The sequence below is a fragment of the Klebsiella electrica genome (assembly GCF_006711645.1).
Classification (GTDB): Bacteria; Pseudomonadota; Gammaproteobacteria; order Enterobacterales; family Enterobacteriaceae; genus Klebsiella; species Klebsiella electrica.
Genome location: NZ_CP041247.1, coordinates 4,626,638 through 4,644,104, shown reverse-complemented (window position 1 = coordinate 4,644,104; position 17,467 = coordinate 4,626,638). Strand labels below are relative to the sequence as shown.

Annotated in this window: 17 protein-coding genes and 1 pseudogene; 9 read left to right on the top strand and 9 right to left on the bottom strand. The window is 52.9% G+C overall.

Annotated features, from left to right (window positions below; genetic code table 11):
* Positions 1 to 243: 243 nt before the first annotated feature.
* Both xylA and Electrica_RS22205 read left to right on the top strand, forming a co-directional pair.
* On the top strand, positions 244 to 1,563 hold the full coding sequence (xylA, locus tag Electrica_RS22210; RefSeq protein WP_141965413.1) for a xylose isomerase: 1,320 nt from the start codon (positions 244 to 246) through the stop codon (positions 1,561 to 1,563).
* Between the two features lie 526 nt (positions 1,564 to 2,089).
* Positions 2,090 to 3,472: a carbohydrate porin gene (locus tag Electrica_RS22205; RefSeq protein ID WP_141965412.1), complete on the top strand. Its 1,383-nt coding sequence runs from the start codon at positions 2,090 to 2,092 to the stop codon at positions 3,470 to 3,472.
* A gap of 110 nt (positions 3,473 to 3,582) precedes the next feature.
* Here the strand turns inward: Electrica_RS22205 and Electrica_RS29395 are convergent.
* Positions 3,583 to 3,735 (bottom strand): annotated as a pseudogene (locus tag Electrica_RS29395) (hypothetical protein); the annotation flags it as partial.
* Positions 3,732 to 3,977, bottom strand: coding sequence for a helix-turn-helix transcriptional regulator (locus tag Electrica_RS22195; RefSeq protein WP_032689680.1), 246 nt, complete (start codon positions 3,975 to 3,977; stop codon positions 3,732 to 3,734). The pseudogene Electrica_RS29395 and the gene Electrica_RS22195, both read right to left, overlap by 4 nt.
* A 125-nt stretch (positions 3,978 to 4,102) precedes the next feature.
* Here Electrica_RS22195 and Electrica_RS22190 point away from each other — a divergent pair, with 125 nt between their 5' ends.
* Positions 4,103 to 4,363, top strand: coding sequence for a helix-turn-helix domain-containing protein (locus tag Electrica_RS22190; protein WP_141965411.1), 261 nt, complete (start codon positions 4,103 to 4,105; stop codon positions 4,361 to 4,363).
* A gap of 475 nt (positions 4,364 to 4,838) precedes the next feature.
* Positions 4,839 to 5,051, top strand: a complete 213-nt coding sequence (gene cspE / locus Electrica_RS22185) for a transcription antiterminator/RNA stability regulator CspE (RefSeq protein ID WP_031520308.1) — start codon at positions 4,839 to 4,841, stop codon at positions 5,049 to 5,051.
* A gap of 236 nt (positions 5,052 to 5,287) precedes the next feature.
* On the opposite strand, the gene Electrica_RS22180 is transcribed toward cspE, so the two are convergent.
* Positions 5,288 to 5,446 (bottom strand): YqaE/Pmp3 family membrane protein, encoded by a 159-nt coding sequence (locus tag Electrica_RS22180; protein ID WP_141965410.1) that lies wholly within the window; start codon positions 5,444 to 5,446, stop codon positions 5,288 to 5,290.
* A 218-nt stretch (positions 5,447 to 5,664) separates the two neighbouring features.
* Here Electrica_RS22180 and pspE point away from each other — a divergent pair, with 218 nt between their 5' ends.
* A complete protein-coding gene (gene pspE / locus Electrica_RS22175; RefSeq protein WP_131050713.1) occupies positions 5,665 to 6,003 on the top strand; it encodes a thiosulfate sulfurtransferase PspE in 339 nt (112 codons plus the stop codon).
* 110 nt (positions 6,004 to 6,113) lie between these two features.
* On the opposite strand, the gene Electrica_RS22170 is transcribed toward pspE, so the two are convergent.
* Together Electrica_RS22170 and uxaC are read right to left on the bottom strand one after the other, a co-directional pair.
* The gene (locus tag Electrica_RS22170; RefSeq protein ID WP_131050714.1) at positions 6,114 to 7,658 is read right to left on the bottom strand and encodes an MFS transporter; all 1,545 of its coding nucleotides are present in this window, start codon (positions 7,656 to 7,658) and stop codon (positions 6,114 to 6,116) included.
* 23 nt (positions 7,659 to 7,681) lie between these two features.
* Positions 7,682 to 9,088 (bottom strand): glucuronate isomerase, encoded by a 1,407-nt coding sequence (uxaC, locus tag Electrica_RS22165; RefSeq protein WP_141965409.1) that lies wholly within the window; start codon positions 9,086 to 9,088, stop codon positions 7,682 to 7,684.
* A gap of 464 nt (positions 9,089 to 9,552) precedes the next feature.
* Here uxaC and uxuA point away from each other — a divergent pair, with 464 nt between their 5' ends.
* Positions 9,553 to 10,623 carry a mannonate dehydratase gene (gene uxuA / locus Electrica_RS22160; protein ID WP_131050716.1) on the top strand — a complete coding sequence of 357 codons (1,071 nt, stop codon included), beginning with the start codon at positions 9,553 to 9,555 and terminating at the stop codon, positions 10,621 to 10,623.
* Between the two features lie 113 nt (positions 10,624 to 10,736).
* Here the strand turns inward: uxuA and Electrica_RS22155 are convergent, their stop codons facing one another.
* Positions 10,737 to 11,630 carry a LysR family transcriptional regulator gene (locus Electrica_RS22155; RefSeq protein ID WP_141965408.1) on the bottom strand — a complete coding sequence of 298 codons (894 nt, stop codon included), beginning with the start codon at positions 11,628 to 11,630 and terminating at the stop codon, positions 10,737 to 10,739.
* Positions 11,631 to 11,746: 116 nt separating this feature from the next.
* On the opposite strand from Electrica_RS22155, the gene Electrica_RS22150 reads away from it, so the two are divergent.
* Both Electrica_RS22150 and Electrica_RS22145 read left to right on the top strand, forming a co-directional pair.
* Entirely contained in the window at positions 11,747 to 11,929 is a 183-nt protein-coding gene (locus tag Electrica_RS22150) for a 4-oxalocrotonate tautomerase (RefSeq protein WP_141965407.1), read from the top strand.
* A 145-nt stretch (positions 11,930 to 12,074) separates the two neighbouring features.
* Complete coding sequence (locus Electrica_RS22145) at positions 12,075 to 13,055, top strand: DMT family transporter (protein WP_131050718.1); 981 nt, start codon at positions 12,075 to 12,077, stop codon at positions 13,053 to 13,055.
* A 49-nt stretch (positions 13,056 to 13,104) separates the two neighbouring features.
* Here Electrica_RS22145 and Electrica_RS22140 read toward each other — a convergent pair whose 3' ends face one another.
* The 3 genes from Electrica_RS22140 to Electrica_RS22130 form a co-directional block, all read right to left on the bottom strand.
* On the bottom strand, positions 13,105 to 13,626 hold the full coding sequence (locus Electrica_RS22140) for a DUF2867 domain-containing protein (protein WP_167686254.1): 522 nt from the start codon (positions 13,624 to 13,626) through the stop codon (positions 13,105 to 13,107).
* Between the two features lie 197 nt (positions 13,627 to 13,823).
* A complete protein-coding gene (locus Electrica_RS22135; protein WP_141965405.1) occupies positions 13,824 to 15,152 on the bottom strand; it encodes an OprD family outer membrane porin in 1,329 nt (442 codons plus the stop codon).
* 77 nt (positions 15,153 to 15,229) lie between these two features.
* Positions 15,230 to 16,012, bottom strand: a complete 783-nt coding sequence (locus Electrica_RS22130; protein ID WP_141965404.1) for a histidine phosphatase family protein — start codon at positions 16,010 to 16,012, stop codon at positions 15,230 to 15,232.
* A 544-nt stretch (positions 16,013 to 16,556) separates the two neighbouring features.
* Here Electrica_RS22130 and surE point away from each other — a divergent pair.
* Positions 16,557 to 17,432: a 5'/3'-nucleotidase SurE gene (gene surE, locus Electrica_RS22125; protein WP_141965403.1), complete on the top strand. Its 876-nt coding sequence runs from the start codon at positions 16,557 to 16,559 to the stop codon at positions 17,430 to 17,432.
* Positions 17,433 to 17,467: the final 35 nt, after the last annotated feature.

The following is a 17,467-nucleotide window of genomic DNA, read 5'->3' as shown; positions in this document are numbered from 1 at the left end:
TATACGAGTACCACTAAAAAACAGGGTTTTATTTTTGTGAGTCATCAGATAAATTCCGTAGAAAAAGACGGGTTAATATGACTATAAATGGCCTGAATATATGGCAATGTTATTTGCGAGATGGTTCACAGTTGTGCATTTTCTTAATTGCTGAGTGAAATAACGTAATTGAGCAACCTCCCAGGAAAATACAGGATAGGTCCAAATTATTTATTTTTCGCTTCCTGAATTATGGAGTTCATTATGCCCGTTTATTTCGATCAACTTGACAGAGTACGTTTTGAAGGTCCAAAAACAGCCAACCCGCTGGCTTTTCGCCATTATAATCCGGATGAAATCGTGCTGGGAAAAAGGATGGCGGAGCACCTGCGCTTTGCCGCCTGCTACTGGCACAACTTCTGCTGGAATGGCGCAGATATGTTTGGCAGCGGGTCTTTTGAACGGCCATGGCAACAGGCCGGGGATGCGCTTAGCCAGGCAAAATTTAAAGCTGACGTCGCTTTTGAATTCTTCCATAAGCTCAATGTGCCGTATTACTGCTTCCATGATGTGGACGTTTCGCCGGAAGGCGCATCGTTGAAAGAATATCGCAATAACCTGGCAAAAATGACCGAAGTGCTGGCGCAAAAGCAGCAAGAAACCGGCGTGAAATTGCTGTGGGGGACGGCCAACTGCTTTACTCACCCGCGCTACGCTGCCGGGGCGGCAACCAACCCTGATCCGGACGTCTTTTCCTGGGCGGCGGCGCAGGTCGTTGCCGCCATGAACGCCACCCAGCAGTTGGGCGGTGAAAGCTATGTTCTGTGGGGCGGGCGTGAAGGTTACGAATCCCTGCTGAATACCGATTTGCGTCATGAGCGCGAACAAATTGGCCGCTTCCTGCAGATGGTGGTTGAGCACAAACATAAAACGGGTTTCCGTGGCACGTTGCTTATCGAACCTAAACCGCAAGAACCGACTAAGCATCAGTACGATTACGATGTTGCTACGGTATATGGATTCCTGAAGCAGTTTGGTCTGGAAAAAGAGATCAAGGTGAACATTGAGGCCAACCACGCAACGCTTGCCGGGCATTCTTTCCACCATGAAATCGCCAGCGCCATTGCCCTAGATATTTTCGGCTCCGTTGATGCCAACCGCGGCGATGCTCAGCTCGGCTGGGATACCGATCAGTTCCCGAACAGCGTCGAAGAAAACACGCTTGTTATGTATGAGATCCTCAAAGCCGGCGGTTTTACCACCGGTGGCCTGAACTTTGATGCCAAAGTACGCCGTCAAAGCACCGATAAATATGATCTGTTCCATGGTCATATTGGCGCAATGGATGTGATGGCGCTGTCACTCAAAAAGGCCGCTCGCATGATTGAAGACGGCAAACTGGAACAACGCGTGGCAAAACGCTATGCCGGCTGGAGTGGTGAAGTGGGGCAGCAAATTCTGCAAGGGAAAATGTCGCTGGCGCAAACCGCTCAATACGCTGAACAGCATAACCTTAATCCTCAGCATCAAAGCGGGCATCAGGAATTACTCGAAAACCTCGTCAACGCTTATCTCTTCGACTGAATTTGGCGTAAGTGCCCCTGCGGGGGCACTGATTGAACATGCCATTAATCGTTACGGCAATTGATTTCGGCACATTCGGTGAACCCGATACGCTACAGATAGATTGACGATTCCTGCGTACTGAGCCATGCGCTTTAAGCAATATCAAAGCGCCGCCGCGACAGCGAGTTATTGGGGGCACACAAATCGCGGGTAATGAAGTTAACGAGGACGATTTATGCAATATGCCTTTGCCAAAAACCGCTGCCGGGGCCGCGCCTGTTCTGCACTGCCAGCCAGGGAGGAGGGCCAAAGACTGCGGTAACGCAAACCATCGATAATGCTGGCTTATGAATTAGGCGAAATGATTCATCTGCCCGGCGCGCATACGTAAATATCACTCATGGAGATACTGTCACGATAATAGCGCAAAGCCTCTGAGACCGTAAAAATAACAATTATATTGTTCTTATGATAGCGACATATTCTGTCACCCCAGAATGGGATTGTTATTATCTGAATAAAATTAAACTATATTGAGATAAACATGAATATGATAAAAAAACTTCCATTAGCTATGGCGGTTATCGCCACTCTTTGCCCTTTTACCTCCGTTATGGCGCAAGAATTTACTCAGGAACAAATTGACGCCATTGTGGCGAAAGCCGTCGATAAGGCGCTGGCGGACCGCCAGGCGAAAATGGACGCCGCCGCCGCGAAGAAGGTGGATCTGGAGACCAATCCCCAAACCGTCGCGCAGTCACCGGATATGGCGATTCCGTTCGGCCTGAAGTTTAGCGGCTACGCCCGCTACGGCGCCCATTTCCAGACCGGCGATCAGAAATATATCGGCGTCGATGGTTCCTATAACGGCGCCTCGGCCATCGGCCGTCTGGGTAACGAAAGCAACGGTGGCGAATTCCAGATAACCAAAGCCTTTAAGAGCAGCCAGGGCGCTATCTGGGATCTCAACGTCATGTTCGACCACTGGAGCGACGAAGTTAACCTGAAAAAAGCCTACGTTGGCGTCACCAACGTGCTGGAATCCAATCCGAACGCCTACATCTGGGCCGGTCGTGACTTCCATCAACGTCCGCAACAGGGCATCAACGACTACTTCTGGATGAACCACGATGGCCAGGGCGCCGGGGTGAAAAACTTCGATATCGGCGGCGTGCAGTTCGACGTGGCGGGGGTGTCGCAGGTGAAATCCTGTAGCCCGGAAGTGATGGGGGATGAATCTAACCCCTCGCGCATTACCTGTACCGGCGGGTCTGATACCGGCGACAGCGGTCATTACGCGCTGACGACCAAAACCCACAATATCAAGGCGGGTCCCATCGACGTTGAAGTCTATGCCAACTACGGCTTTGACTCTAAAGCGGTGGATAACGACGCGCAGATTGATGCCTGGCAGGGCGGCCTGCTGTTGAGCCACACCAACGACAGCGGCGTGAACAAAGTGATTCTGCGCTATTCCGATAATGCCGATAACAGCGTGTACGACAAAACGGACGGGTTAACGACGGTTTACGCCAGCTTCGAGGGGCTATACAAGTTCACTCAGCAGGCGCAGGTCGAGTATCTGCTGGCCTTCCACAACTATGACAACAGCAAGGACAACACCGACAACCGGAAGAATTACGGTGCCATCGTGCGTCCGATGTACTTCTGGAACGACGTGCATTCGACCTGGCTGGAAGCGGGCTATCAGCGCGTTGACTACGATCGGGGCGGGGATAACCACGGCTGGAAACTGACGCTGTCGCAGAACATCGCCATCGGCATGGGGCCGGAGTTCCGTCCGATGCTGCGCTTCTACGTCACCGGCGGTCAGGTCGACAACAAACGCACGGCGAAGGTGAACGGCACCAAAGACGATCAGCTGGATTCACTGAACGTCGGCGGGATGTTTGAGGCATGGTTCTGATATAACGGCAAGACCCTTTTCTGGTGTGTCGCCCGGCTTAGCCGTTCGGCGCACCAGAATATGCCCTTAGCCTGCATCACGAATGCGGGGCGGCGACAGGGTATATACGCTTAAATGCTATCCATACGATGACGGATTGTCCGTGTGCGCGAATATCGCCGTGGGCTACCGCCAGCTTCAGGCCATCGGGCGATTAAGGCAAACACGCCCCAGCCCAGGTCTTCCCGGAACCAGGTCACGTGGCGTCCGGGAGCCATCGTCAGCGCTGATACCAGCCCGCCACCACTTCCGCCAGATCGTCTTCAACCGTATAGAAATAACAGGCCGGGATCTTCAGCACTTCTGCCAGCCGACAGGCCAGCGCGAAGTCAGGAGTGTGGATGCCGCGTTCATACTGGTTCATCCGTGCGCTCGCCGTCGCCTCATCAATACCCGCGAGGATACCCAGTTTTTGTTGGGAAAGTCCCGTTCTGAGGCGCGCTTCTTTTAAACGGTGCGGCAGCATGATGATCCTGAAAGACTGGAAACAGAATCACGATTCTGGTAGCTGTTAGTTGAAAATGTACTAAGTATTACTTAGTGTGGTGGTGAGAATATGTACGACTTCACTAACGCAAAGGAATGAATGAGATGAACAGAACTGATATGCATCCGGCTGATATCATTGCGCAATTAAAAAAGCGCAACCTGTCGCTGGCGGCGGTGTCGCGCCAGGCGGGGCTGAGCTCGTCGACATTGGCCAACACGCTGTCCCGCCCGTGGCCGAAGGGGGAGTTTTTAATCGCGCAGGCGCTGGGTATCGACCCTGCGGAAATATGGCCGAGTCGCTACTTCGATCGGGAGGGCAACCCAATCGACAGAAAGAAACTGATTCGGGACAGGCATGAATAATCCGTTTTGACGGCAGGCCGGATGCCTGTCCGTAAGGCAGTACATCCGGCCTGCCCGCAGAGCCGGTATTTATTCAGGTTTTCTCTCGGGATATCTATGCCGGTGGCACAGGTATTATTTATACGTTGCAAAAGACGCGCGCGAATACCGCGAAATATCAGGCGTATCGCGATTCGGCAAAACTGAGATGGCGATTGATGTTATCGCTGGCATTTTACGGACATATAGCCATCCAGGTGTTTAAGTGGGTAAAATAAAAAACATAAACCTTGCTATAATAATTTCGCTATGTCTTAATGGCGCCATCGGTTTGGAATACAGACCTTATGAAAGCAGTTTTAGTCAAGCAGTCCTCAGTTCAAGTGCTATCCACAGATACTCTTCTTCATGAGCCTCCTCCTAAGTGCCAAATAAGTCACTCTAAATACAGGCCATCATCGCCGCGCTTAGTGGCTCATTAATTAAGGAAGTATCTATGTCTAATAAAATGACTGGTTTAGTAAAATGGTTTAACGCAGATAAAGGTTTTGGCTTTATCACTCCGAACGACGGCAGCAAAGATGTATTCGTACATTTCTCTGCTATCCAGAGTGACAGCTTCAAAACCCTTGATGAAGGCCAGCAGGTTTCCTTCACCATTGAAAATGGCGCTAAAGGCCCGGCAGCTGGCAACGTTACTCCGCTGTAAGCCCTTATCAGCGACGCTTACAATAGCGATGAAGGCGATGGCCTGAGCAGTTAAGCTCTGCTGATAATGAAATGAACCCGCCACGTGCGGGTTTTTTGTTGCCTTCCGTTCGCCGAATCTAACTCCGTTCTCCACCCACTACCGGCCAGTGATGGCGTAAATGTGAAATATAAGACTCCGATGGAAAATACCTGGCGAAAATAAACGGCGCCGATGCGCCGTCATGATGATGCGGGTTAATCGCGCGTTTGCACCCAGAATGCGTGAATCAGACCCGGGATATAGCCCAGCAATGTCAGTACAATATTCAGAATAAATGCCCAGCAGAATCCTTTACCCAGTAATACGCCAAGTGGCGGCAAAATAATCGTTAAAACAATTCTCCAGAATCCCATATATACTCCCTATAAAAATCAACGTTGTAACAGGTGACGTTAACTTTAAGCATAGTAATTTTAACGGAGACTGCCAGTTTGCCTGCGGCGTGGACTCTGCGCTCATATCACCGATTATCGCTTTGTCCCCATTTTCCAGATCAGGTCAAAGATCGCCCGGGATACCTTCGTTAGTATGATTTCGGGTGACTAAGAAAAATAAAAGGAGAACTGTCGTTATGTTTAATCTGCCACAGGTCATGAAAAAAACGCTCCTGACCGGCGCCATGCTGATGGCGTCGGCCTCATTGTGGGCGGCTGAGCACTGGATTGATGTCCGTACCCCTGACCAGTTTCAGGCAACGCACGTTGAAGGGGCGGTGAATATTCCGCTGAAAGAGCTGGATGCGCGCATCGGCGAAGTAGCAAAAGAGAAGAATGACACGCTGCACCTGTACTGCAATACAGGGAACCAGTCCGGCAAAGCAGAAAAAATGCTGCGCAGCATGGGGTATCAGAATGCCGTCAACGAAGGCGGGCTGCAGGATGTCGAAAAAACGCAGAAGATGGTGAAGTGATCCGCTTGCCCCATCGTGAGGGCGCGTCTTAAATCGGCTGGCCCTGAAAGGGTCAGCCGGGCAGGGCAACCGCACGGCAGCAGGCATTATGCTGCTGCCGGCGGCAGCGGTTAACTCAGTACCGAGGTTGCTTTCCCCGCTTTTGCTCGCTCGGGCGGGGTGTTACGCCAGAGCGTGTCATAGCTATAACCCGTCAGGTCTTCAACCACATGGCGCGCTTCAGGCGTGACGTCCTGCTGAAGACCGTTCGCCTTCAGGCGTTCAACTTCATCGACAAAAATCTTGTGCGTACGTTTGTTCAGATGGAAGGTCAGCGCCTGCCATAGCGCAATCAGCAGCAGGACGGCGGTGCCGGCAAACAGCAGCGTCGCGATGGTGTTAATCGCTTCCTGAGGCTGAGTCTGGCTCCCTTTCACGAAGCCACCGCTTTGCAACAGCAGGCCCACGGCAAAGGTGGCGATGGCGACCGTCGTTTTACGCGAGAACGTCATTACCGCGGCAAACAGACCTTCGCGACGCTGACGGGTAATCATTTCGTCAATATCGGGAATAAACGGGAAGACGTTCCACGGCGTAAATTCCAGCACGCAGCGACCAACCTGGTAGATACCGGCGATGATCACCAGCAGCATGACCTTGTTGTCGGTCGGGAACTGATACACGAGGAAGAACCCGCCAAGACACAGCAGCATCAGGCTATAGGCGAAGACATAGAGGCGAGAAGGGCCATACTTAATGATAGCCACCCCCGCCGCCAGCGTAACCGGCAGCCCGACGATACTCATCGACAGCAGCGTGCCCGCCAGCGAGGATGAGACGTTCAGACAGTAGACGCAGAAAAAGACGAACACGGTGTTGTAGACGTCCTTCGCCGTAAAGGAAAAGAGATAAATCGCCAGGTGCTTACGGAACGCCCGTACCTTGAGGGTCGAGGCATATTCCTTAAACAGGTTGCCAAAGGCGGCAAGCTTCTCGGCTGCCGTTGTGGATTTGCGCTCTTTTTCCATTTCCGCCAGCATTTCCGGCGTCAGCTCGCGCTCCCATGTCACTTTCCACGAGATAAAGACGCAGACCATGAACATCACGGCAAACACCACGCCGTTCACCAGATAGGCATCGGCATTATTTTCACCCAGCGCGCCAATCAGCAGGCCGGGGATAAAGGTGGCAAGAAAGGTCCCGGATGCAGACAGGAACATACGGCATGTGGAAAGTTTGGTCCGGCTATTAAAATCTTTGGTCATCTCGGAAGGCAGCGTTTCCCACGGGATCAGCACCATGGCGGCAATGATCTCAAAGGCCAGATACACCGCGAGATAGAACCAGTAGTTCATGCCGTTTAGCCACAGCAGGGTGTAAACCAGCATGAGCGGCGCGCCGATCAGCAGGAAAAACCGGCGTCGGCCAAATTTCTTACCCAGATAGTTTTTATAAAAATGGTCGGTGAAGCTGCCCATAAACAGGCTGACGACGGCATCAACGATACGGGCGATCGCGACAATCGACGCCGCTTCAATCGGCGACAGGCCAACAAAGGTGGTATAGAAGAAAAGCAGCCACGCGCCAATTACGGTAAATGCGCCGCCGCCCATGATATCCGTCAGACCGTAGCCGATACTGACGGGGATGGTCACTTTTCTGTTCTTACGAGTCATGGTTTATCCCTGTATCCGACGGTTCAAAAACGAAAATAACGACGGGCATTGTCCACGCAAATACCGCGGATCATGGCGTCGAGGATGGCGCGATCTTCCGGCACTTCACCTTTCTCTACCCAACTGCCAACCAGGTCACAGAGGATCCGGCGGAAATAATCATGTCGGGTGTAGGAGACGAAGCTGCGGGAATCGGTCAGCATGCCGATAAAGTTGGCCAGCAGCCCCTGATCGGCCAGGGTATTGAGCTGGTTAACCATGCCGCGTCGGGTATCGTTAAACCACCACCCGGAACCGAACTGCAGCGGTGATTTCATGCCATCCTCGCCGCTCTGGAAGTTGGCGAGGGTCGAGGCGACCACGTCGTTATAGCTGGCGTTGAGGTTATAAAGAATGGTTTTCGGCAGACCGTCATTTTCCACCATGGCGTTCAGCAACGCGTTCAGGTTCTGCGCAAGGTGCGTTTGATCGCCAATAGAGTCAAAGCCGCAGTTGATGCCGACCTTGTTGAACATGGTCACGTTGTTGTTACGAATGGCGCCAAAGTGAATCTGCATTGCCCAGTCGCGCTGTTTGTACATTTTGGCCAGCGCGACAAAAATCATACTTTCCCAGGCCTGGAGCGCGCGCTCATCCAGCGCTTCTCCCGCCAGCCGGCGCTGAAACAGCGTGCTCTGTCCGGCCTCATCAAGCGGGCAAAAACCGATTGCCAGCGGGCCGTGGTCCGACACGCGACAGCCCGTGCTGTGGAAAAAATCAATACGCGCTTCGAGAGCGGCCAGGAACTGATCCAGCGAGCTTATCGTCCGCTGGGTTTTCTGCGCCAATCGCGAGACAAACGTCAGGAAGCGCTCGGGGCTGGTGTCGAACAGCTCGTCAGGACGAAATGTCGGCAAAACAGCAGTGGAAAAATCACTTTTTGCCGCCAGCAACTGATGGTATTGCAGATCGTCGAGCGGCCCGTCGGTCGTGCACAACGCTTCAACGTTTGAACGGCGGATGAGCGACTGGGGTAAAAAGTCGTCGTGGCGTAATTGCGCATTACACCGCGCCATAATATCGCGCCAGTTTTTGCTATTAAGCGTTTCGTCGATAGCAAAATAATGTTTCAGTTCAAGGTGGGTCCAGTGATAAAGGGGATTGCCAAAACTGGCTTCTACCGTTTGCGCCCAGGCTTCAAATTTTTCTTCGGCGCAAGCCTGGCCGGTAATTTTGTGCTCAGATATTCCATTCGCCCGCATGGCCCGCCATTTGTAATGATCGCCCTCCAGCCATAGCTGAGTAATATCCGTGAACGGTTTATTTTCCCAAATGGCTCTGGCATCAAGGTGACAGTGGTAATCAATAATCGGTAACGCTTGTGCTACCTCAGAATACAGCCGCTGACCTGGCGCATTGTTTATCATGAAGCTATTATTTATCAGTGACATACCTACTCCGTACACGATATTACTTTTACGACGAATCCCCAGCGTTAAGCCGGGGTCGGTGTATGACGGGAACATAATGGCGTTGAGGGTAAGCTTCCTCTTCACTCATTGTCTACTACCATACAAGATATGATGATAAAATTGTGACTTAAATCATATTATTTTTTCAGTGATATTCGGGACGTAAAATAAATGCCTGTTATGAATTTAGTGGATAAAAATCAAGTCGTGTTATAGATGGTGATGAATTTAAAGTAAATTCGTTATTATTTTTTACAAAATAAAAACAATTAACCCTGGCAGAAATAATAAAACCCATGCTCAGGCCATGCCTCTTTTTATCGCGCCGTCACGCTTTTTTAACGCGGTGGTTGATCAAACGATAATTACTGCATATGCTAGTCAATACTAGTATGGTACACCTTGTAAACATGCACAGATGCAACGATTAAGGCGGATACAAAATGCAGATGACAATGCGCTGGTTTGGGCCACAGGAAGACAAAATCCCACTGGAGTATATCCGGCAGGTGCCGGGTGTGGAGGGGGTTGTCGGGGCACTGTATGACGTTGCTCCCGGAGAAGTCTGGCCAGTCGAAAAGATTAAGGCTCTGGTTGACCAGGCCCATGCCGCGGGCCTGACAATGGAAGTGATTGAAAGCGTCAACATTCACGATGACATCAAAATAGGCACCCCGGCACGCGATCGCTACATTGAAAACTATAAACAGACGATCCGTAATCTGGCGGGCTTTGGCGTCAAGGTCATCTGTTATAACTTCATGCCGGTCTTCGACTGGATGAAGACCGACATGAACTACGTCCTGCCAGATGGCTCGCTGACGATGGCTTTCGAAAAGAGCGGCATCGATAAGAGTCTGGAAGAGGTCGTCAAAGAGGTACTCGATAACGCCAACGGTTTTGCGTTACCGGGATGGGAGCCCGAGCGGCTGGCTAAAGTGCAGGAGCTGTTCGCCCGCTATAGCGGCGTCGATGATAATAAACTGCGGGAAAACCTGTTTTATTTCCTCAGAGAAATTATTCCGGTGTGCGAGGAAGTCGGGGTGAAAATGGCGATTCATCCGGACGATCCGCCGTACTCTATTTTTGGCCTCCCGCGGGTGGTGAAAAATCAGGATGACCTGACGAAGATTTGCGATGCCGTGGATTCACCGGCAAATGGCATCACGCTGTGTACCGGCTCAATTGCGGAAGATCCGGATAATAACGTCTATGAAATTCTTGCCGAATTTACGCGTCGCAAGCGTCTCCATTTTGCCCATGTGCGCAACATTAAGCTGATTAAGGATAAAGACTTCTACGAATCCGCGCATCCGTCGCAGTATGGCTCGCTGGATATGTATCGCGTCATGCAGGCCCTCCATGATAACGGCTTTGACGGCTATATTCGCCCGGATCACGGCCGCTTTATCTGGGGCGAAACCGGCCGTCCCGGATACGGTCTTTACGATCGCGCGCTGGGGGTAACCTACCTGCTGGGGTTGTGGGAAGCGCTGGAGAAGAAGTCGCAATAAATCCGCCTGCCGGAGGCCACTTGGTCTCCGGCTGTGTATTTTTTGCCGTTGTGAAAACAGGCACGTTGCTCCGACGGGGCGGCGCAGAATCAGGTCTGCTGGCGTTTTTTCCGTTATTGCTGCGCGCCAAAGCGCTGTATCAGAAAATCGATCACGCTGCGCAGCTTGGCTGATGGGCGTGTATCCTGTTGATAAATAAGATATATCGGCGTTGGCTTATACGACCACTCGGGCAGCACCGGCACCAGGCGTCCCTCGGCGATATCGTCCTGAAGCAGCGATTCCGGTTGCAGCACGATACCGCAGCCATTCAGGGCGGCAATCCTCAGCGCCTGACCCTGGTTAGACATAAACCGGCCTTTCACCACCGCTTTAAATATCTCGCCGTCGGGGCCCATCAGCTCCCAGCGATCCTGATGTATCCAGTAGGAGATCCCCAGACAGCTAAAGCGACTCAGCTGATCCGGATGCGTCGGCGTCCCGTGCTGGCGGAGGTAGTCGGGAGAGGCGGCAAGGATTCGGCGATAGGCGCGCAGCGGCCGGGCAACGATATCTGGCTGATGAATTTTACCGATATGAATAGCTAACTCAGCATCCCCGCTACTCAAGCTGGGCGTCTGATTATCCAGCGTCAGCATGACGTTGACCTCCGGGTTTTGCGCCATGTAGACGCTCAACGCCGGGACCAGTATCTGACAACCGAAGCTGACCGGCGCCACCATATGGACCAGCCCTTTGGCCGTCGATTGCAGCTCCATGGCGCTATGCTCGGCGAGTGAAAACTCTGCCAGCACCCGGCGACAGCGCTCATAGTAGAGCTGCCCGACTTCGGTCAACTGTTGGCGACGGGTGGTTCGATGCAGCAAACGTGCGCCAAGCCGCTGCTCAATCGCCCGAATCTGTTTGGCCACCATCGTGGCCGATACGTCGCTGACATTGGCCGCGGCGGCAAAGCTGCCGCACTCGACAACCCTGACAAACATCTCCATTCCGGCAAGTTTATCCATGATTAACAACCTGTAGGTTCTGATTCACTCAACCTGATGCACATTTATTGCTCCTCGCCTTTCGGTAAAGATGAATTTATCGACCCCAGACGGGGTCCCAAACGGAGAGGAAAAATATGCCTGTTTTACGTTTAGAATTACAGCCGGGCCGCACGCCGGAACAAAAGCGCGATTTTGCCCGTGAAGTGACCCGGGTCGTGGTTGAAACGCTGAAATGCAAAGCGGAGAGCGTGGATGTGATCATTGTCGAAATCCCCAAAACGCACTGGGCCAAAGCGGGCGTCTTGCCCACGGAATAGCTGTCGGGCCACGTGACGCGTCGCCGGCGCGGAATCACCGTGCCGGCTAAACGTCGCACCATCCAGATAAATTATCTCCCCCCACCGTGGTTTCTCTGCAACCGGCAATCTCTGCCGTTGCAGGGATATGATTGGATATATCGCGATGAAAAATACCTATACGACCGGCGTGATGTGTTGCCTGTTAGCCACCTTATCCTGGGGGGCGACGTTCCCCATTATGACCAGCGCCTTGACGCGATGCGATCCTTATACTTTTACCACGCTGCGCTATGGCTTTGCCGGACTGGCATTAGTGGTGGCGCTCGGTTTGCGTGAGGGCAGGCAGGGGCTGAGCCTGAAGGGGCAGCGCGTCGGACTGGCCTGGCTCCTGGGCTCGGCGGGATTTGTCGGTTTTGGCTTTTTGGTCTTCTCAGGGCAGCAGATGGCCGGGAAAGACGGGGCGTTGACGGCCTCTATCATGATGGCCACGATGCCGATGCTCGGGATTCTCGTTAACGGGATCGTGCGTCGGATTGCGCCGCCCGCGCTCTCCGTTGGCCTGGTCATGCTGTCATTTTTTGGCGTCATTACCGTTATTACCAAAGGGCAGTATGGCAGCCTGCTGAACAGCCCTTCCAGTTATGTCGCCAATGCGCTGATGATTATGGGAGCGCTATGCTGGGTGATTTATACGCTGGGAGCAGGCTTGTTCCCGCACTGGTCGCCGTTAAAATATACGGCAATGACCACCGGGCTTGGCATGACGAGCATCCTCACGCTCAATGCCGCGCTGTATCTCAGCGGCAAGGTGTCAGTCCCCGCGCCTGCTGATTTTGTCTTTATCATTCCTCATGTTTTTTATACGGCGGTGATTGCCGGTTTTATCGGCATTCTGTGCTGGAATATGGGAAACAAAATTTTGACGCCGATGAATGGCGTGCTGTTTATGGATGTGGTGCCCCTGACCGCCTTCTCTATTTCGGCGATGACAGGCGTGACGCCCACCGCGGCGGAAATAACCGGCGCTGGTATGACTGGCGCGGCGTTGATCCTCAATAACCTCTATTTACGCTATCGCGGCGCGAAAACGGCGATGCTCGCCCGACCGATGCAGGAGGAGAGGCTGCCGTCGCGATGTGACTGACCGCCTCCGTCACGAGCTGATAGCCGCGCGGCGGAGGTTCTGGGCGCGGTTATCGCCAGCCCCTTGCCGTCGCTCGCTTGAGCATGGCGCGCACCACCAGGCGATGGAACGGGGCAATCAACGTGATGTAAAGCTTCCCGGTTCGGTTGTGGCAGTGCACTACGGAGGCCAGCACCACCTCTTGTTCATTCGCCTGCGCCTCGCGGCGCTGGCGAACCAACACCGCGATTCTGAAATCGAGATGGCTGTCATTGGCCCCGACGATAATCTCGTTGGCCTCTACCGCGAGCACCGGGAAAAAATCGATGTGGGGCGTGCCGTCTGCGACCAGTTTTGCGCGCATCTGAGCGGAGGACTGAATGCCGAAGGGCTTGACCATCAGATCCCGGCAGGCCAGCAGCCATCTGAACCAGCGCGGTGGCCTCGCCAGCACCTGATGAGCCAGAGTCTTGATATCAGCAGGGGCATCAGGAGGCAGGGTGACGGCGAAAGCGTCCGCAAGTTCGGAGGAAGGAAAGAGGTTCACGATCCGGCTTTCACCGGGTAACGGCACGGTACGAATGGTTGACAAGGCAATCCCTCGGCAGTCGGTGGGCAGAATAGCGGCGCGCCATCATCGAGTATCCTGGCGCGCCGCTGTTCTATTGTTTCACGAAAAAGAGACGCGATGACAGTGTCCCGCCAGTTTACCGACGTAAAACTATTTTACGCGCGCCGATCGTGCTGTATCGCGTGATTGCCGGTATCACTGCGTACGGCGGCGAAGGCTCAGAACAGCGTAAACCGATACTCGATGATGACCTCGGAAGAGAGTGAATTGGCCCGGATGTAGTGACCATCGTTCAGCACCGGCGTTTTTCCGTTCATGCGATAGGACCATCCCGGCCCGAACATCGCCCAGACGGTCAGGTTTTTCAGCTGCGGATGCGTTGGCGCCCAGCGGCTAAACGCGTTGATTTCCCCGGTACGCACGCGGTTGCCCTTGTAGTTGAACTGCGCAATGTTGCCCGCCAGACCGACCGCCAGCTCTGGCGTCAGGTTGTAGTCTGACATATTCGCCAGCACCAGCTCCCCGTCGCGCAGGTAGTCGCTACCGGCGTAGGCCATCGAAATAAAGGTACCGCGCGAGTTTTTGCTCATATGTCGGGGGAAAAAGCCGATTTCGTCGGCTTTTTCGGCATCGGTATAGCCCAGCCCCCACTTCGTGCTCCAGTTGTCCGCCTGCCATTTCACATCAATGGCAAAATGCCGGGCATCGCTGTCGAAATCACGCTTGCTGGCCGGCATCGCTTTATATTCATCCAAAGCATGAGTGGCATAAATCTGCGTGCCGATATTCAGTTGCTTCAGCGGTTTGAGTTGTGTGAACAGCACGTGGCGGCGTAGGTAATTATCGCTTTCGCCATAGCCGTACTGTACATTCAGCCGCTCGCCCTGCCACAGGATATCGCCGCTGGCGATGTGGTTGAGGTACCGTCCGGTATTGGTCTGGAAGCGCTTCTTATCCGGCGAGTTACGTTCCATCGAACTTTCGATATAGGCGCCGCGCAGAGTCACGTCATCGTAGTTGACGCTGCCGCTCCAGCCGAGATAAGTCGTCGGCGACAGACGGGTAGAGGTAGAGATGACGCCCGTGTTTTTAATCATCTGCCAACCCCAGCGGGCGTTCAGATTGAGATCGGCGAGTTGATATTTCAGCTTTATGTTGCGCTGACCAAATTTGGAAAAACCTTGGGCATTGCTCTTTTTATTACCGTTCCCCTCGTTGTAGAGCACGCCGCGCGAGTTAAAATAATCGCTGGCACCTAGCTTGATGGCGCCATAATAAATTGCATCGAAGCCAATGATATCGGCGAAATAACCTGACTGGTAATCCACGGCAACGCCCTGACCCCAGGCGTTGTGCACTTTCTTTGGTTCTGTCTCCTCTTCCTTAAGATATTTCCAGTAGTTTTTAAGCGACAGCGTCATATGTGACTGGCTAAAAAGAGGATCGGCAAATACCGTATCCATCATATCCGGTTGCGGAACGCTATTTGCTGACCAGGCGCTGACAGGAAGGGTCAGAAGCAGCATCGTCATGATATTATTTTTCATTATAAACCCCGAGGCGAGACACCGCGAGCCAACTGGGGCTGGCGGCAACAGTTATCTGTAATAATATAATTAAGCGATCAGTTATTTTTATTGAGAGCCTGCTTTCCGGCTGCGATATATTTCATTGTGCCGATTTCTGCAACGGAATATGTGCCATCTTTATAGACAATTTTTACCACCGCCGCGTTGGCCAGCGGTTTATTTTTTGCCGCATCGTCGGTCAGATCGGAAATCATAATTTGCATCGAGGTGCCGGACGAAATGGCGAGAATATTTTTGTCGCCATGGGTTATGGCATTTTCAACGATGGTATGTAGCGCCGCCTGAGTCCGACGTTTTACCTGCTGATAGTTTTCCGCCATGCCCTGTGGGTCGGCAGCGGCCAGTGCGTTCTGGCTTTCATCTACCGGCAGGGTGCCCACTTTCATTTTGCTGAACAGGGCGGCGCTGTCTTTTAAGCCCAGCTGTTGTGCGCCGGCCGCTGCCATATCCTTGTTGAAGCCGCCTTCAAAGCTGCCAAAGAAGGCTTCGCGCAGGCCTGGCAACTCGATCAGGCGATAATCGTTGATCCCGGCCTGTTTCAGAATCACCGCCATAGTTTCTCGCTGTCGTCCGGCATCGCTGGAATAAAAACGGTCGAACTTCACCTCTTTTAAACCTTCGCCGAGATAACGGGCAACGCGGATACCGTCTTCCGTCAGCGGAGAATCGGCCCATCCCTGCACGCGGTCGAAGGTATTTAATAGCGTTTTCCCGTGTCGGGCAAAATAGATATTAATGCTGCCATCGTCTTTCATTTCCGCGGCTGAACAGGTTGCTGCGCTGGCGAACATGATGATTGCGGTTAGCCATTTTTTCATATTGTTCTCCTGTTTATTATGTTAAAGCCAAAAAAAAACCTACGTCAGTGACTCGGGATGGGCATAGTGTATGATGCCGCCGGAGTCTCTGACGTAGGTTTTGCCTGTGTTGAAAACAGTAACAATCCACTACCACCGACCTTATCATGTCAGGGAGGGAAAAACAGGTGGAATTTTTTTTGATATTAATAAATGTGATCGTTCGCATGCCCTGTGATTTGTTACCAATAACATTTTAACTCTCCGGGTATTGTCAGGGAATAACAGGGAAGATTCTTAATAATTAGATGTCGGGATTCCGGGGGGAATATCATTTGATACCCTTTGCTTTTGGTGGAATAGTTTTTTGTTATTGATCGTAGTCACATAATAAACCTGTTGCCTGTGGATTATTCTGTCGATACGGGGTATTTTCCCCTTGTCCTGGGATTGTAACGGAATAACGGCAAAACCTAAGAGACCTGGCGCAAGTCAATTTGCGTGCAGGTTTCTTAGGTTTTTTTTTGCGCCAGACAAATATCTTGATACTGACTAAGGAGTCATCGTGAAAATCAACATTCTCGCCGCTGCGCTGCTCACCGTACTGACCGCCTCGACCCAGGCGGCGGAAAAACCGCTCAGAATTCTGCTGGTTAACGACGATGGCTGCCAGTCGGTTGGCACCACGTCGTTGCAGGAAAAGCTGGCCGCCAAAGGGTATGACGTGTGGATGGTGGCGCCCGACACTAACCAGAGCGGCATCGGCTCAGCGATAACCTTCAAACCGGGTAAAACGTTCGACGTTAAGAAAGTCGCCGACAAGCGCTACTGCTTCCCGGGCACGCCGGCGGATGCCGTGGATTTTGGCCTGTGGGGGGTGATGAAAGAGGCGGCGCCGGACCTGGTCATTTCAGGGGTGAATGACGGGCCGAATACCGGCATGGCGCAGGTAAACTCCGGCACCGTCAGCGCGGCGGCCCGCGCGCTGCGTTACGGTTTCCCGGCTATCGCCGCCAGCATTGGCTATCGCTTCACGCAAGAGGAGATGAAAAACAAATGGCCGAGCACGCATAAATACTGGCCTGACTCCGTGGATTACGTGGTGACGGTGGTGAATAAACTGAACGCTACGCGCCAGCCCGGCGTGGCGCTGCTGCCGAAAGGCTCCGGGCTGAGTATCAACTATCCGCCGCTGCCGACCGCTGAAATTAAAGGCGTCCACTATATCGACAATCAGCAGTTTCCAACGCCGCAGATCGGTTATGAACTGCAGGCGGACGGTACGGCGAAGCAGACGATGAACCCGGCATCGCTGGAACCCACGACAGCAGATAACGACAGCGGCTGGTTGAACAAGGGCTATATCACTTACACCTTGTTCGATGGTTCGTGGAATGCGCCGCAGTTCCAGGCGCAGTATGAGAAATTACTGGGCCGTTAATCCGGCGCTGAAATCGTAAAAGCGGGTGCCGTTCT

Coding starts and splice junctions, on each gene's coding strand:
- Electrica_RS22195 (WP_032689680.1), bottom strand. CDS start 3,977: ATGCTGCCGCACCGTTTAAAAGAAGCGCGCCTCAGAACGGGACTTTCC.
- Electrica_RS22170 (WP_131050714.1), bottom strand. CDS start 7,658: ATGACTCGTAAGAACAGAAAAGTGACCATCCCCGTCAGTATCGGCTAC.
- Electrica_RS22180 (WP_141965410.1), bottom strand. CDS start 5,446: ATGGGATTCTGGAGAATTGTTTTAACGATTATTTTGCCGCCACTTGGC.
- xylA (WP_141965413.1), top strand. CDS start 244: ATGCCCGTTTATTTCGATCAACTTGACAGAGTACGTTTTGAAGGTCCA.
- uxuA (WP_131050716.1), top strand. CDS start 9,553: ATGCAGATGACAATGCGCTGGTTTGGGCCACAGGAAGACAAAATCCCA.
- Electrica_RS22205 (WP_141965412.1), top strand. CDS start 2,090: ATGAATATGATAAAAAAACTTCCATTAGCTATGGCGGTTATCGCCACT.
- Electrica_RS22190 (WP_141965411.1), top strand. CDS start 4,103: ATGAACAGAACTGATATGCATCCGGCTGATATCATTGCGCAATTAAAA.
- Electrica_RS22145 (WP_131050718.1), top strand. CDS start 12,075: ATGAAAAATACCTATACGACCGGCGTGATGTGTTGCCTGTTAGCCACC.
- Electrica_RS22155 (WP_141965408.1), bottom strand. CDS start 11,630: ATGGATAAACTTGCCGGAATGGAGATGTTTGTCAGGGTTGTCGAGTGC.
- Electrica_RS22130 (WP_141965404.1), bottom strand. CDS start 16,012: ATGAAAAAATGGCTAACCGCAATCATCATGTTCGCCAGCGCAGCAACC.
- pspE (WP_131050713.1), top strand. CDS start 5,665: ATGTTTAATCTGCCACAGGTCATGAAAAAAACGCTCCTGACCGGCGCC.
- cspE (WP_031520308.1), top strand. CDS start 4,839: ATGTCTAATAAAATGACTGGTTTAGTAAAATGGTTTAACGCAGATAAA.
- uxaC (WP_141965409.1), bottom strand. CDS start 9,088: ATGTCACTGATAAATAATAGCTTCATGATAAACAATGCGCCAGGTCAG.
- Electrica_RS22135 (WP_141965405.1), bottom strand. CDS start 15,152: ATGAAAAATAATATCATGACGATGCTGCTTCTGACCCTTCCTGTCAGC.
- Electrica_RS22150 (WP_141965407.1), top strand. CDS start 11,747: ATGCCTGTTTTACGTTTAGAATTACAGCCGGGCCGCACGCCGGAACAA.